This window comes from Streptomyces sp. NPDC053076 (assembly GCF_044546845.1).
Lineage (GTDB): Bacteria > Actinomycetota > Actinomycetes > Streptomycetales > Streptomycetaceae > Streptomyces.
The window spans coordinates 875192-888974 of record NZ_JBITZL010000001.1; the positions used below are offsets into that span (position 1 = coordinate 875192).

Here is a 13783-nt window from a genome sequence, read left to right on the forward strand (position 1 = left end):
GGACAACCCCGTCGATGACCGATCGCACGACGACAACCCGGGCCGAGACGCGGGGCTTCCGCGCGGGCGACGGACCGCGGCTGGTGGAGGCGTGGCGCCGCAGTGCGCCGGCCGACCCCATCACCCCCGACCGCTTCCGCTCCCTGGTGCTGCTCGACGCCAACTTCGATCCGGAGGGGCTCCGGGTCGCCGTCGACGGCGACCGTGTCATCGGCGCCGCCTACGCCGTGCGCCGTCTGAGGCCGATGACCGGCACCGACCTGGAGCCGGAGCAGGGCTGGATCCCGTTCTTCTTCGTCGACCCAGCCGCCCGCGGGCGCGGTCTCGGCCGCCGGCTGCTGACCGACGCCCTCGACTGGCTGCACCGCCACGGCCGCACCCGGGTGGACTTCTCCTCGTACACCCCCCACTACGTCTTTCCCGGCCTGGACGCCGAGGCGTACCCGGAGGCGGCCGGCCTGCTGGAGTCTTTGGGCTTCCGCACCCTGTACGAGGCGGCGGCGATGGACCGCGGCCTGGTCGGCTATCGCCTCCCGGCGGACGTCACGGGCCGGCTGGACGGACTGACGGCGCAGGGCTACCGGTTCTCCACCCCTGCCGACGACGACCTGGTGGATCTCCTCGCACTCGCCGGGAACCACTTCGGCCCGGACTGGGCGTGCACGATCCGGGACAGTCTGGCCGCGGGAACGCCGCTCGACCGGATCGTCGCCGCCCGGGACCCGTCGGGCCGCATGGTCGGCTGGGCGATGCACGGCGCGTTCGAATCCGTGGACGAGCGGTTCGGCCCGATCGGAGTACGGGAGGAGACACGCGGCACCGGACTCGGGGAAGTCCTCCTCCACCTGGTCCTGGAACGGATGCGGGCGCGCCGCGCGCACTCCGCGTGGTTCCTGTGGACCGGCGAGCAGTCCCCGGCGGGACACCTGTACCGCAAGGCCGGGTTCAGCACGACCCGGAGGTTCCGGGTGATGCGCCGACAGGCCGCCGGATGACGCCGGCCCGCCGCACCAGCGGCCGTCAGCCACCCCCGGCCACCCGGGGCCTGAGCCGCCGTCGCTTCGCGCTGGCGCTCCCCACGGCGCTGCTCGCCTCCGGATGCGCCGCACCGCACCGGGGCACCGGGCGGCCCGGGGATCCGATCGTCCTCACCCTGCTCTCGCACTACGCCAGCGGGGAGCTCAAGGCGGCCCTCCAGGGGCCGGTCGACGAGTGGAACGCCACCCACGACCGGATCAAGGTGCGGACGAAGGCCGTCGAGTTCACGGACCTGCTGACCACGTTCATGGTCCGGCAGGCCGCCGGCCAGAGCGCCGACATCCTGCACCCCTACTGCCTGTGGAACGGCCAGCTCGTCCGGGCCGGGGTCCTGCGGCCCGCCCCGCCCGAGCACGCCGAGGAGATCGGACGCGGCTACGGCGCGGCCGTGGTCGACGCCGCCTCGGTGGGCGGCAAGGTCTACGGCTACCCGACCGAGGTGCAGACCTACGCCCTCTACTACAACAAGCGGCTGCTGCGCGAGGCCGGCATCGGCGGCCCTCCGCGCACCTGGCGGGAGCTGGAGGAGACGGCCTACCGCACCGCCAGGCGCGACCGGTACGGCAACACACTGGTCCAGGGGTTCGGGCTGTCGACCTACGACGACTCCACCACCGTCGGCCAGACGCTCGCCCTGCTCAACGCCGCCGGCGGGCGGTTCGTCGCCGCGGACGGCAGCAGCACCCTCATCGACTCGCCGGCCGGCCGGGCCGTGTTCGACCTGGAGCACCGCCTCGTCGCCAGGGGCGCGAGCACCCCCGGCGTCAACGTCTACAAGGCGTTCCCGTCCGGACAGGTGGCCATGGTGATCGGCGCCGGGTGGTGGACCGGGAGCCTGAAGTCCACGATGGGCAAGGACTACCGCGAGGTGGGCGTCGCGCCCGTGCCGGTCCGCGCGGCCGGTGACGCGCGTGCCACGCTCTGCACCGGCTTCATGCTGGGGGTCAACGCGGCCAGCGAGTACCCGGACGAGGCATGGGAGTTCCTGCGCTGGCTCAACACCGGGAAGGCGGGCGTGCGGGGCGCCGGGAAGGGTGTGACGGCGACCCGGATGAGCTCCCTGCAGGTGTCGGTCGGCTCCCTGACCGGCCGCGCCGACGACATGCGGACACTTCTCGGCACGGGCCGCGATCCGAACCTGCGCCCGTTCCTGGACGCGCTGGCGTACGCGGTGCCGGAGCCGAACGTGCCGGGCGCGCAGCAGGCCAAGTCGCTGCTGCGGAAGAACATCGAGGCGTTGTGGACCGGCCAGCAGTCGGTCGACGAGGCCCTGCGCACCACCCGCCGCCAGGTGGACCAGGAGGTGGCGCGTTCATGGTGAACACCCTGGCGCCGGAGGTGTCCGAGCCGGCCGCGCACAGCCCGCGGACCGCCGCTCCCGGCGTCGGCGGCCGCGGCCGGGCCCGGCGCCGCCAGACCCTCGTCGCCTACCTCTTCCTGGCACCGACGCTGCTGTTCTTCGCCGTCTTCCTGATCCTGCCGCTCGGCTTCGCGCTGCTGCTGTCGATGTCCCGCTGGACCGGTTTCGACCTGGGCGACATCGACCCGGTCGGCCTGGACAACTTCGCCGGCCTGTTCGCAAACGGGTCGACGTTCCTGGTGCCGATCCTCACCAACACGCTGCTGTTCGCCCTGGGCACCGTGGCCCTCGCGCTGGCCGGCTCCGTGCTCGTCGCCACCTGCATCGACAAGCTGCGGTTCCAGGGACTGTGGCGCACCCTGTACTTCCTGCCGATCGTCACGACCGTCGTCGCCGTCGGCAACGTGTGGAAGTACATGTACGAACCGGGCGGCCTGGTCAACGGCGTCCTCAACGCCCTCGGGCTCGGCTCGGTGGCGTTCCTCCAGGACCCGGACACCGCGCTGCCCGCGGTCGTGGTCGTCCAGGCATGGGCCTCGGTCGGCTCGGCGATCCTCATCCTGACCGCCGGGCTGAAGTCCGTACCCGAGTCGTACTACGAGGCCGCCGCGCTCGACGGTGCCGGGCCCGGCACCGTCTTCTGGAGGATCACCCTGCCACTGCTGCGGCCGTCCCTGCTGTTCGTGTGCGTCACGCAGTTCCTCACCGGCCTGCAGTCGTTCGCGCTGATCATCGTGATGACCAAGGGCGGCCCCGGCGACGCGACCGACGTGGCCGCCCTGGAGATGTACCGGCAGGCATTCGCCTACGGCGACTGGGGCACCGCGAGCGCCGCCGCCTTCGTGCTGTTCCTGGTCGTCCTCGCGGTCACCCTGGCCCAACTGTGGGTCTTCCGGCGCAAAGGGGAGGACGCATGAACCGCCGCCGCTTCCCATGGCTGTCGTACCTGCTGGTCGTCACCGGCGCGGTGCTCACCGTGGTGCCGTTCCTCGACATGGTGATGACCTCCTTCAAGGGGCCGGGCGAGGCCGGGACGCTGCCCTACCGGTTCCTGCCCGAGGCGTTCGACCTGTCCAACTACCGGGCGGCGATCGACCAGCTCGACCTGCCCGTACTCTTCCGCAACAGCGTCGTCGCCACCGCCCTGATCACCGGTTCGGTGCTGCTCACGTCGTCGCTCGCCGGTTACGCGCTCGCCAAACTCCGCTTCCCCGGACGGGACTTCGTCTTCCGTCTCGTCCTGTCGACGATGATGTTCCCCCCGTTCCTCTTCTTCGTCCCGCACTTCCTGATCCTGGTGCACTGGCCGCTGGCCGGCGGCAACGACCTGCTCGGGCGCGGCGGCGCGGGCCTGACCGTCAGTATCGTGGCGCTCGCCATGCCGTTCCTCGTCAACGGCTTCGGGATCTTCCTGACCCGTCAGTTCATGCTCTCCATCCCGGACGAGGTCCTGGAGGCCGCGCGCATCGACGGTGCCGGCGAGTTCGCCGTGTGGTGGCGGATCGTCGTCCCCCAGACCAAGCCGGTGCTGGTGACGCTCGGACTGCTGACCTTCGTCGACGCCTGGAACGAGTACATCTGGGCGCTGCTCGTCTCGACCGCCGACCCGGACGTGATGACCCTGCCCGTCGGCATCCAGCTCCTGCAGGACTACGTGGACCCGACCCGCACGATGCCCATCGTCATGGCCGGCCTCGTCCTGAGTGTCCTGCCGGTCCTGACCCTCTTCCTGCTGCTCCAGAAATACTACGTCCGCGGGGTCATGCTCAGCGGTCTCAAGTAGAGAAGGGCAACCCGGGGAGCACGACCTGGTCACGGCCGGGACACACCGGCGTCCGTGATCTCGACGGCGATGACCGGCGGGACCACCATGGGGGCACGGTCGAGGACGAGGGGGGCTGCCGGACATGAGGGTGACCGACGTGCCCTTGCGCGTCCTGGCCGTGGACGACGAGAAACCCGCACTGGACGAACTGCTCTACCTGCTGGGGGAGGATCCGCGGGTCGGCACGGCCGTGGCCGCCCTGGAGGCCACCGAGGCGCTGCGCCGGCTCAGCCGGGCCGTGGCGGAGAGCCCGGACGGCACGGAGGGTTTCGACGTCGTCTTCCTCGACATCGACATGCCCGGCCTGAGCGGACTCGAACTGGCCCGGCTGCTGGGTGGGTTCGCCGCACCGCCGCTGATCGTCTTCGTCACCGCCTACGAGGACTTCGCCGTGCGCGCCTTCGATCTCAAGGCCGTGGACTACCTGCTCAAGCCGCTCCGCAAGGAGCGCTTCGCCGAGGCGGTACGCCGGGTCGCCGAGCTGGTACGGGCCGGACAGGGGCCCCGCCCGGCCGCGTTCACGCCCGCCGCTCCGGCCGTCGGCGACCAGGTGCCCGTGGAGCTGGGCGGGGTGACCCGGTTCGTGCCCCTCGCCGACATCACCTATGTCGAGGCCCAGGGCGACTACGCGCGGCTGCACACCGGCCAGGGCAGTCATCTGGTGCGGATACCGCTGTCCGCCCTGGAGGAGCAGTGGCGCTCGCGCGGCTTCGTCCGCATCCACCGCAGTCGTCTCGTCGCCCTCGGCCGGATCGAGGAACTCCGGGTGGACGGCGGCAACCTGACCGTCCGGATCGGCGACCGGGTCCTCGCCGTGAGCCGGCGCAACGCCCGGGAGGTGCGGGATCTGCTGACCGGCCGCGCGGTGGGCCGGACCCGCTGAACCGGCCCGGAGGGGGCACCGGATCCGACCTCAAGTCGATTGCAGGGTAGGGGACTTGGCGGACGCTCGTCCGGCCGGCGGCCTTCGCGCCCGTGTTAGGTTGAGGCAATGGACGCAGGTCACCCTTCGCAGGCGGAGCCGGGAAGTGCCACGACCGCCGGCCCGGCATCTCCCGCCCGGCACGGCTCGTTCTCCCTCGACAGGGACTTCACGGTGACGCGGGCCGAGGTCTTCCGCGGCTTCGCCGACCCGTCCCTGCGCAGCCGCTGGTTCCGCCTCCCCGGCGGTTCCGCCACCGCCGAGCACGAACTGGACTTCCGGACCGGCGGCGGCGAGACCGCCCGCAACGTCTTCGTCTCGGGGGACACCGAGGAGCGCCTCGCCTACCGCTCCCGGTTCCTGGACATCGTGCCGGACACCCGGATCGTCTACGTCTACGAGGCCGAGGTCGACGGCAGCCGCCGCTGGATCTCCCTGGTCACCGTCGAACTGTCCGACGAGGCCACCGGCTCCCGTCTGACCTGGACCGAGCAGTACACCTGGCTCGTGCCCACGGGGGACGGCACCGATGACGTCGCTCACCTGCTCGGCGGCACCCGCCTCCTGCTCAACGGCCTGTCCACGGTCGTGAACCCGGACCGCCACCTCGGCCCGCGCGGCCGCTAGCCGCCGTACGCCGGGGTGCCGCGACGAGGGTAGGGGAATTCCCCACCGGAATCGAACGAGCGAGCGTTCTACGCGCGGCATACCGGCTCGGGCGGCGGGGGCATTGCAGCTGGCAGAGCCGCTTACCGCTCGCCTTACTGTCCCGTGCCTCCCGCGAGAGCACGGTTGAACGGACCGGTCAGCTCAGGCCGAGGCCGCGGGCGATCAATCCGCGTTGCACGTCGTTGGTTCCGCCGCCGAGGAAGGCGAGGACGGACAGGCGCAGGCCCTGCTCGAAGATGCCCGCGCCGGGAGCGTCCGGGGTGCCGAGGGCCGCCGGGGGACCGAGGATCTCCAAGGCGTCGCGGCTGAGCTGCTCCGCCGCCTCGGCGGCCAGCACACCGGCCATCGACGAGGTGAGGCGAGCGGTGTGCGCGGCACCGGACTGCGCTTTCGAGGCCGCCTCGGTGAGCAGCAGGCTCACCGCCTGGACCTGCACGGCCATGCCGCTCAGCCTGGCTCGCCCGGCCGACCCGGACGGGCCGGCCGTACCGTCCGGATCGGCACGGACGGCTGCCAGCAGCTCGTCGAACTGCCGACGGGACATCCCGGCCAGTTCGCAGGCCAGCATCAGCCGCTCGCCGGTGAGCGTGTCCGTGATGACCTGCCAGCCGCGGTTGACCGGGCCGATGCGCGCGGAGTCGCTCACCCGGACGTCGTCGAAGCTCACCGTGCAGCAGACCTGCCCGGACAGCGCGTGCTGCGCCGTTGTCCTGATCCCCGCGGCCGTCATGGGAACCATGAACATGCTGATCCCGGCCAGCGGCAGCTTCGCGTCCACGTCCGTGCGCACGGCGAGCCAGATGTACTCCGCCGTATGGGCGTTGCTGATCCAGGACTTCGTCCCGTTGATCACCCAGTCGTCGCCGTCACGGATCGCGGTCGTGGTCAGCGACGCCAGATCGGAGCCCGCTTCCGGCTCGCTGTAGCCCAGACAGAAGGTCAGCCGTCCGTCCCGGATCCGGGGCAGGTACCTCTCCTTCTGCTCGGCCGTCCCGTACTTGACGATGGGAGCGCCGACCACCGAGACGGCGGCCACCGCGTTGGCGACCGGCAGCTGGTGATAGGCGGTCTCGTCCTGGAGTGCGAGCTGCTCGACGAGGGTCGCGTCGCGGCCGCCGTCGGCGGTGGGCCAGGCCATGCCGAACCAGCCCCGCGCGGACATCGCCGCCACCACGGCAGGGTCGTCGCCCTTGGCGAACACCCTGGCACGGGTGCGGTGTTCGGCGCAGAAGGAGCGGGCCTGCGCGCGTACGGCCGCCGCCCGAGCGGTGGGGTCGGCGGCGGGCAGGCCGGCTGCGGTCCCGATCAGGATGTCCGCCACCGTTCCGCACGGTGGCGGACAGGACGGCAGCAGCGCGATGTCGGCATGGACCCGGCGGAAGAGCCACGGGGCGTCGTGTCCCTCGAAGTACCCGCCGGCACCCAGGGTGTGATGGGCGCTGACCTGGATGCGCGGTGCCACGGCTGCCGCGTGGGACACCGCCAGCTCCGTGGCGAGGAACCGGTCCGGTGCGGCGCCGGAGTGTCTGCGGACGGCGTCCTCGATGAGGAGTTCGCCCGCGACGAGTTCGATCTCGCGGGCCGCGGTGCGCTGCTGGACCGCGCCGAACCCGCCGATCGTCCGGCCGAACTGCCGGCGGACCTTCGCATGGGCGATGGACTGTTCGTGAGTCCGCCGCGCGGCCGCCATCGCCCGTACCGTCAGGCCCAGTCTGAGCAGGGACAGCGCCTGGCCGGCCCGCTCCGGGCCGACGTCGACGACGGCCTCCGGTCCGCCCAGGTGGAGCCGGGCCCAGGGGGGTGACGCCAGCCCGGGCTGGGGGACGGCGAACTCCACGGGCCGTACCGACGCGCTGCCGCCCGCGGGCGGCAGCACCAGGACGTGTGAGGCGGCCGTCCCGCCTTCCGTGAACTGCACCGTCTCGGCCGCCGGGTCCGCCGGCGCCACCAGGATCCGGATGTCTCCGGCCGTGATGCCGGCCACGATCTCCGGGGCCTTCGCCAGCAGACCGGCGGCGACGAAGCCGTCCATGACGGGCAGCGGACAGGCGGCCGCCCCGGTGGCCCGGACCAGCGCGACGGCGGCGGTGAGACTGTCGCAGCCGAACCAGCCCCGCGTCGCGGCCAGTCTCCACAACCGGGTCAGGGCGGCCTCGTCCGCCAGGTCGGGGAAATGCCACTGTCGGGTCAGCAGTTCGGTGATTTCGTCCATGCTGAGCATTCGCCCGTCCCGCCTACCGTATCCGCTGCCGCGCCGTCGAAATCGACCGTAGGGACGGTGTCAATGCCGGGCAATGCGCAAGCGCCGACAATAGGGGCCTGTTAGGGGTTCGCCGCACCGGGGCGGGGGATAGGGTCGGACGCGCCTCAGGATCGGATATGTGTGCTGCGCTCGGAAAGGTGATGGCAGTGGGAAATACCGACAGCGACAGTTGGTTCCGTGTCTACCGCCAGGCGCCGGGAGGTACACGCCTGTTCTGTTTCCCCCACGCGGGCGGCGCCGCCAGTTACTTCTACTCGTGGTCGAGGTCGCTGCCGGAGGACATCGATGTGCTGGCCGTGCAGTACCCGGGCCGCCAGGACCGGGCCGGCGAGCCCTGCGTCCGCACCGTCCCCGAGCTGGCCGACCGGATCCATGCGGCGATACGGCCACGGCTGGCGGAGCCGTTCGCGTTCTTCGGCCACAGCATGGGAGCGATCCTCGCCTTCGAGGTGGCGAGCCGGATCGCACGGGAGGAGGGGGTCGCGCCGGCGCATCTGTTCGTCTCCGGCCGGCGGGCTCCCTCCCGTCCCGGACACGAGCAGCTGCACCGGGCGAGCACGGCCGCGCTCGTCGCGCACATGTGCGCGCTGGGCGGTACGGACCCGCGCGTCCTGGCGGACGAGGAGCTGCTCACACTCGTCCTGCCGACGATCCGCGCCGACTACACGGCCATCGAGACCTACCGCTTCGACTCCGCACCACCGCTGCCGTGCGATGTCACCGCGATGGTCGGCGACACCGACCCGGCTGCCCCCGTCGCCGACGTGGCGGCCTGGTCGCAGCACACCCTCGGCCGGTTCGATCTGCGGATCTTCCCGGGCGGCCACTTCTACCTGGAGGACTGTCGGGCCGGAGTGCTCGACGTGATCTCGTCCGTGCTTTCCGGGGCACGGCAGGACGCGGGGCGTCTCCCGTCCCGGGGGTGAAGTCCCGCTGCCGGGGCCGGGCGACGCGGGCAGGGACACCGCCGCCGGCCGCAACACCGTCGCTCGACTCGCGTCGCCCCGGCCCGCGCTGTCGTGTGGGCCGTCGTCCCGCGCTGCCCGGACCGCACCGGCCGACATGGCCGGCCGGATGGACCGGCGCGCCGTCACGAAAGACCGGAGCCGGCGCATCCATATTCCTCCCGGCATTTCCGCACGGCCTCTCGTGCGAAGAGTACGTCGATTGTGCGCCGACTGGCACCCCTACCGTACCCCTAGCCGCGTCCTCTTCGCATAAGGGTGCGCTAAGGGTTGGGGTCCGCCCGCCCGGAACCTACCGTTGCCGAGTGTTCGAACCAGAATAGTCAAATGTCGCAGCACCGTTACTTTCCGAGTAACTGCCTTCGAGGTGGGATTGAATTGGCACCGGTCGAATACACTCCGGAAAACGACTGATGGACTTCGAGCTGTCACCGCTGCAACGTGAACGCTACGCCGGCATAAGCGCGGCTGTCGCCGAGCGGTTCGCCGAGCATGAGACGTGCACCGACCCGGAGCTGGTGCGGCTGGCGTGGAAGGACGCGGCGAGCATCGGCCTGACGGGACTGTGCCTCCCCGAGGAGCACGGCGGGGCCGGTCTGGGGGCACTGGACACGGCGCTGGGCCTTGAGGCGTTCGGTCGCTCCTGCTCCGATATGGGCCTGGTCTTCGGGGTCGCGGCGCACCTGCTGTCGTGTGCCGTACCCGTCTGGGAGTTCGGGACGGACGAGGCCCGGGAGCTGCTGGCCGGCATGGCGGCGGGCGATGTCGTCGCCGGCAACGCCATGACCGAGGACGAGGCCGGCTCGGACGTCGGACGGATCCGGACCACCGCCACGCGCTCGGGCGAGGAGTACGTGCTCGAGGGGGAGAAGTCCTTCGTCAGCAACGCACCGATCGCGGACGTGTTCGTCACCTACGCGGTCACCGATCCCTCCGCCGGATTCCTGGGCATCTCGGCGTTCGCCGTGCCGCGGGAACTCGACGGCATCGTCGTCGGTCCACCGCTGCCGAAGATGGGACTGAACGGCTGCCTGGCGGCGCGGGTGCGCTTCGAGGACTGCGTCGTACCGGCGCGGTACCGGCTCGGCGCCGAGGGCAGCGGCGGGGCCGTCTTCCAGCACTCCATGGCGTGGGAACGCGGCTGCCTGTTCGCCGGGTACCTGGGGCTGATGGAGCGGCAGCTGGCCGAGTGCGTGGGCCGGACCACCGACCGGCGCCAGTTCGGGCGGAAGATCGCCGGGTTTCAGGCCGTCTCGCACCGGATCGCCCGGATGCGGCAGCGGCTGGAGAGCGCGCGGCTGCTGCTGTACCGCGCCTGCTGGCAGCTCGACCAGGGCCGCACGGACGTCAGCGCGATCGCGATGGCGAAGACCGCCGTGTCCGAGGCCGCGATCGCCAACAGCCTCGACGCCATGCAGCTGTTCGGTGCGGCCGGCTACCTGGCCGGCGCCGGGATCGAGGAGCAGCTGCGCGACTGCCTGCCCACCACCATCTTCTCCGGGACGACCGAGATCCAACTGGAACTCATCGCGAGGGAGGCGGGACTGTGACGCTCCACCAGCTCGTCATCGAGGCCGCCGCACGCCGGCCCGACGCACCGGCCGTGAGCGGGCCGTCCGGTTCCCTCACCTACGGCGAGCTCGATGTCGCCGCCGACGCGATCGCGGCCAGGCTCGTCCGCCAGGGCGTCCGGCACGGCGACCGGGTCGTGCTCTGGGCCGGCAAGAGCCCGGCGACGGTGGCGGCGATGCAGGCGGTCCTCCGGCTCGGCGCCGCCTACGTGCCCGTCGACGGCAGCAGCCCGGTGGCCCGGGTCGCGGCCATCGCCCGGGACTGCGCGGCGCGCGTCGTCGTGACGAACCACGCCCGGATTCCACGGATCTTTGCCGAGCTGGCCGAGGAAGTCGGCTACGAGGAGCTCGACGGACCCTACGATCACGCACCGGCCGTCAACGCCGCCACGGCCCCCGGCGACCTGGCGTACATCCTCTACACGTCGGGGTCGACCGGCACGCCCAAGGGCGTCTGCCTGACCCATGAGAACGCGCGGGCGTTCGTCGACTGGGCGCACGACCTGCTGGCGCCGGGGGAGGACGACCGGTTCGCCAACCACGCGCCCTTCGCCTTCGACCTGTCGGTGCTCGACCTGTACGTGGCGTTCCGGGCGGGCGCGTCGGTGCACCTCATTCCCCCGGAGCTGTCCTTCGCGCCGATGCAGCTCGTCGAGTTCCTCCACCGGGAGCGGATCAGCGTCTGGTACTCGGTGCCGTCCGCCCTGGCGGTGATGATGCGGCACGGCGGGCTCCTCGACCGTCCGGCGCCCCAGGCGCTGCACACGGTGCTGTTCGCGGGCGAGCCGTTCCCCATCGCCCAACTCCGCGACCTGGCCGGCTGGACCGGCGCGCGGATGATGAACCTCTACGGCCCGACCGAGACCAACGTGTGCACGTTCCACGAGGTCACGAAGGCGGACCTGGACCGCGACCGGCCGGTGCCGATCGGGGTCGCGGCCGGCGGCGACCGGGTCTGGGCGGTGCGGGACGACGGCGCGGTCGCGGTGGCGGGCGAGGAAGGTGAGCTCGTCGTCGACGGCCCCACGGTGATGTCCGGTTACTGGGGTCATCCGCCGCAGAGCGGTCCGTACCGGACCGGCGACCTGGTCCGGGTCCTTCCCGACGGCTCGTTCGACTACCTCGGGCGCCGCGACCACATGGTGAAGATCCGCGGGCACCGGGTCGAGCTCGGCGAGGTCGAGTCCGTGCTCGAGAACCACGCCGACGTGGCGGAGGCCGCCGCGGTGGCGGTGGGCGAAGGGGTCGACACCCGTCTGGTGGCGTTCGTGGCCCCGCGGTCGGGCCGCGATCTCGGGGTCCTGGCCCTGCGGCAGTACCTCACCCAGCGCCTGCCGCGCTACCTGGTGGCGGACGAGGTACGGCTCCTCTCCCCGCTGCCCAGGAACGGCAACGGCAAGATCGACCGGCCGGCTCTGCAGGCGCGCGCCGGGGCCGAAGGAGCAGTTCATGCACCGCAGCCGTGACAACCACCTCCCGACGGAAAGGGGCGACGGATGACCATCGACGAGGTCACACCGCGGATCACGACCTTCATAGCCGAGAGCTTTCTCGACGGTGACCCGAAAGGCGAGCTCACCGAGTCGACCCCGCTGCTCGAGTGGGAGGTCCTCAACTCGATGAACAGCGCGCTCCTGCTGAACTTCCTGCGGGAGGACCTGCGGGTCGATGTGCCGCTGGCGTCGATCAACGCCGCGAATTTCCGCGACATCGCTTCCATCAGCAAGCTCGTTACCGGCCTCATGGCCGTCCCTGCGGAAGGTGCCTGAGAAGTATGAGTGTCGACTATGACGTCGTGATCGTCGGTGGAGGCCCGGCCGGTTCCAGCGCCGCCGCCTACCTCGCCAAGGCCGGTATGAAGGTCGCCGTGTTCGAGGGTGACAACTTCCCCCGGCCGCACGTCGGGGAGTCGCTGGTCCCGGCCACCACGCGGGTGCTGCTGGAGACCGGGGTGATGGACAAGATCGAGGCCGCCGGCTTCCCGCGCAAGTACGGCGCGGCCTGGACGTCGTCCCAGTCGCTCAACGTCACCTCCGCCGTGGCCGGCAAGCTCACCCACGAACTCGGCGCGGCCGACATCCTGTTCAGCGAGCGCGACCAGCCGGGGGTCGACCGTAACTACACCTTCCATGTCGACCGCAGCAAGTTCGACCTCATCCTGCTCAAGCACGCCGAGAGCCTGGGCGCCAAGGTGTTCCAGGGGATACGGGCGCTGCGCGTCGACTTCGACGACCCGGACCAGGTCACCCTGACCTGCCGGGTGGGCTCCAGCGAGGTGGACATCACCGCGAAGATGATCGTCGACGCCTCCGGCCGCCAGACCATGCTGGGCCGGCAGCTCGGGCTGAAGGAGGCGGACCCCGTCTTCAACCAGTACGCCATCCACGCCTGGTTCGACGGGCTCGACCGGACCGCGGTCGCCAACAGCCCCGAGAAGGTCGACTACATCTATGTGCACTTCCTGCCGATCAGCGACACCTGGGTCTGGCAGATCCCCATCACCGACACCGTCACCAGCGTCGGGGTGGTGACGCAGAAGCACCGGTTCGCCGAGGCCAACATGGACCGCGAGAAGTTCTTCTGGAGCTTCGTGGAGAGCCGGCCGGACCTGTACGAGGCGCTCAAGAAGACGGAGCAGGTGACCGACTTCAAGGTCGAGGGCGACTACAGCTACGCCATGCGGCAGATCTGCGGCGACCGGTACGTGCTGCTCGGTGACGCCGCGCGCTTCGTCGACCCGATCTTCTCCAGCGGCGTGAGCGTCGCGCTCAACAGCGCGCGGCTGGCCTGCCGGGACATCGTCGCGGCCGCCGAGGCCGACGACTTCTCCCGGGACCGGTTCACCACGTACGAGAAGGCGATCCGCAACGGTACCCGCAACTGGTACGAGTTCATCTCGGTCTACTACCGGCTGAACATCCTGTTCACCACGTTCGTGGCGGACCCGCGCTACCGGCTGGACATCATCCGGCTGCTGCAGGGCGACCTCTACGACGACGAGGAGCCGGAGGTGCTGCGCGTCATGCGGGAGACCGTGACGGCCGTCGAGGAAGACCCGTCCCACCTGTGGCACCCGTACCTGGGCACGCTCCGTGCCCCGGTCATGGCTCCGTCCTTCTAGCGCCGCGGACGTGACAGAAGGCGTCCGGTCGTGACCGACGTGGCCCCTC

Annotated in this window: 12 protein-coding genes; 11 read left to right on the forward strand and 1 reads right to left on the reverse strand. The window is 71.1% G+C overall.

Annotated features, from left to right (window positions below; all coding sequences use genetic code 11):
* Nucleotides 1-14 precede the first annotated feature (14 nt).
* From ACIGYR_RS03520 to ACIGYR_RS03545, 6 genes are all read left to right on the forward strand, one after another.
* Nucleotides 15-995, forward strand: coding sequence for a GNAT family N-acetyltransferase (locus ACIGYR_RS03520; RefSeq protein ID WP_391838125.1), 981 nt, complete (start codon nucleotides 15-17; stop codon nucleotides 993-995).
* Nucleotides 992-2359: an ABC transporter substrate-binding protein gene (locus tag ACIGYR_RS03525; RefSeq protein WP_391838123.1), complete on the forward strand. Its 1368-nt coding sequence runs from the start codon at nucleotides 992-994 to the stop codon at nucleotides 2357-2359. The genes ACIGYR_RS03520 and ACIGYR_RS03525 overlap by 4 nt, the downstream gene beginning before the upstream one ends.
* Nucleotides 2353-3315: a carbohydrate ABC transporter permease gene (locus tag ACIGYR_RS03530; protein ID WP_399602541.1), complete on the forward strand. Its 963-nt coding sequence runs from the start codon at nucleotides 2353-2355 to the stop codon at nucleotides 3313-3315. Before ACIGYR_RS03525 ends, ACIGYR_RS03530 begins: the two co-directional genes overlap by 7 nt.
* Nucleotides 3312-4181: a carbohydrate ABC transporter permease gene (locus ACIGYR_RS03535; protein ID WP_391838119.1), complete on the forward strand. Its 870-nt coding sequence runs from the start codon at nucleotides 3312-3314 to the stop codon at nucleotides 4179-4181. The genes ACIGYR_RS03530 and ACIGYR_RS03535 overlap by 4 nt, the downstream gene beginning before the upstream one ends.
* A gap of 124 nt (nucleotides 4182-4305) precedes the next feature.
* On the forward strand, nucleotides 4306-5106 hold the full coding sequence (locus ACIGYR_RS03540; protein ID WP_399602545.1) for a LytR/AlgR family response regulator transcription factor: 801 nt from the start codon (nucleotides 4306-4308) through the stop codon (nucleotides 5104-5106).
* A 108-nt stretch (nucleotides 5107-5214) separates the two neighbouring features.
* Complete coding sequence (locus ACIGYR_RS03545; protein ID WP_399602548.1) at nucleotides 5215-5772, forward strand: SRPBCC domain-containing protein; 558 nt, start codon at nucleotides 5215-5217, stop codon at nucleotides 5770-5772.
* A 178-nt stretch (nucleotides 5773-5950) separates the two neighbouring features.
* On the opposite strand, the gene ACIGYR_RS03550 is transcribed toward ACIGYR_RS03545, so the two are convergent.
* Nucleotides 5951-8026, reverse strand: coding sequence for an acyl-CoA dehydrogenase family protein (locus tag ACIGYR_RS03550; protein WP_399602551.1), 2076 nt, complete (start codon nucleotides 8024-8026; stop codon nucleotides 5951-5953).
* 191 nt (nucleotides 8027-8217) lie between these two features.
* Here ACIGYR_RS03550 and ACIGYR_RS03555 point away from each other — a divergent pair, with 191 nt between their 5' ends.
* The 5 genes from ACIGYR_RS03555 (at nucleotide 8218) to ACIGYR_RS03575 (ending at nucleotide 13734) form a co-directional block, all read left to right on the forward strand.
* Nucleotides 8218-9003 (forward strand): thioesterase II family protein, encoded by a 786-nt coding sequence (locus ACIGYR_RS03555; protein WP_399602554.1) that lies wholly within the window; start codon nucleotides 8218-8220, stop codon nucleotides 9001-9003.
* A 452-nt stretch (nucleotides 9004-9455) separates the two neighbouring features.
* A complete protein-coding gene (locus ACIGYR_RS03560; protein WP_399602557.1) occupies nucleotides 9456-10592 on the forward strand; it encodes an acyl-CoA dehydrogenase family protein in 1137 nt (378 codons plus the stop codon).
* Nucleotides 10589-12079 carry an amino acid adenylation domain-containing protein gene (locus ACIGYR_RS03565; protein ID WP_399602559.1) on the forward strand — a complete coding sequence of 497 codons (1491 nt, stop codon included), beginning with the start codon at nucleotides 10589-10591 and terminating at the stop codon, nucleotides 12077-12079. Before ACIGYR_RS03560 ends, ACIGYR_RS03565 begins: the two co-directional genes overlap by 4 nt.
* A 30-nt stretch (nucleotides 12080-12109) precedes the next feature.
* Nucleotides 12110-12382 (forward strand): acyl carrier protein, encoded by a 273-nt coding sequence (locus ACIGYR_RS03570; protein WP_391838106.1) that lies wholly within the window; start codon nucleotides 12110-12112, stop codon nucleotides 12380-12382.
* A gap of 5 nt (nucleotides 12383-12387) precedes the next feature.
* Nucleotides 12388-13734: an NAD(P)/FAD-dependent oxidoreductase gene (locus ACIGYR_RS03575; protein ID WP_399602562.1), complete on the forward strand. Its 1347-nt coding sequence runs from the start codon at nucleotides 12388-12390 to the stop codon at nucleotides 13732-13734.
* Nucleotides 13735-13783: the final 49 nt, after the last annotated feature.

Coding starts and splice junctions, on each gene's coding strand:
- ACIGYR_RS03520 (WP_391838125.1), top strand. CDS start 15: ATGACCGATCGCACGACGACAACCCGGGCCGAGACGCGGGGCTTCCGC.
- ACIGYR_RS03525 (WP_391838123.1), top strand. CDS start 992: ATGACGCCGGCCCGCCGCACCAGCGGCCGTCAGCCACCCCCGGCCACC.
- ACIGYR_RS03530 (WP_399602541.1), top strand. CDS start 2,353: ATGGTGAACACCCTGGCGCCGGAGGTGTCCGAGCCGGCCGCGCACAGC.
- ACIGYR_RS03535 (WP_391838119.1), top strand. CDS start 3,312: ATGAACCGCCGCCGCTTCCCATGGCTGTCGTACCTGCTGGTCGTCACC.
- ACIGYR_RS03540 (WP_399602545.1), top strand. CDS start 4,306: ATGAGGGTGACCGACGTGCCCTTGCGCGTCCTGGCCGTGGACGACGAG.
- ACIGYR_RS03545 (WP_399602548.1), top strand. CDS start 5,215: ATGGACGCAGGTCACCCTTCGCAGGCGGAGCCGGGAAGTGCCACGACC.
- ACIGYR_RS03550 (WP_399602551.1), bottom strand. CDS start 8,026: ATGGACGAAATCACCGAACTGCTGACCCGACAGTGGCATTTCCCCGAC.
- ACIGYR_RS03555 (WP_399602554.1), top strand. CDS start 8,218: ATGGCAGTGGGAAATACCGACAGCGACAGTTGGTTCCGTGTCTACCGC.
- ACIGYR_RS03560 (WP_399602557.1), top strand. CDS start 9,456: ATGGACTTCGAGCTGTCACCGCTGCAACGTGAACGCTACGCCGGCATA.
- ACIGYR_RS03570 (WP_391838106.1), top strand. CDS start 12,110: ATGACCATCGACGAGGTCACACCGCGGATCACGACCTTCATAGCCGAG.
- ACIGYR_RS03575 (WP_399602562.1), top strand. CDS start 12,388: ATGAGTGTCGACTATGACGTCGTGATCGTCGGTGGAGGCCCGGCCGGT.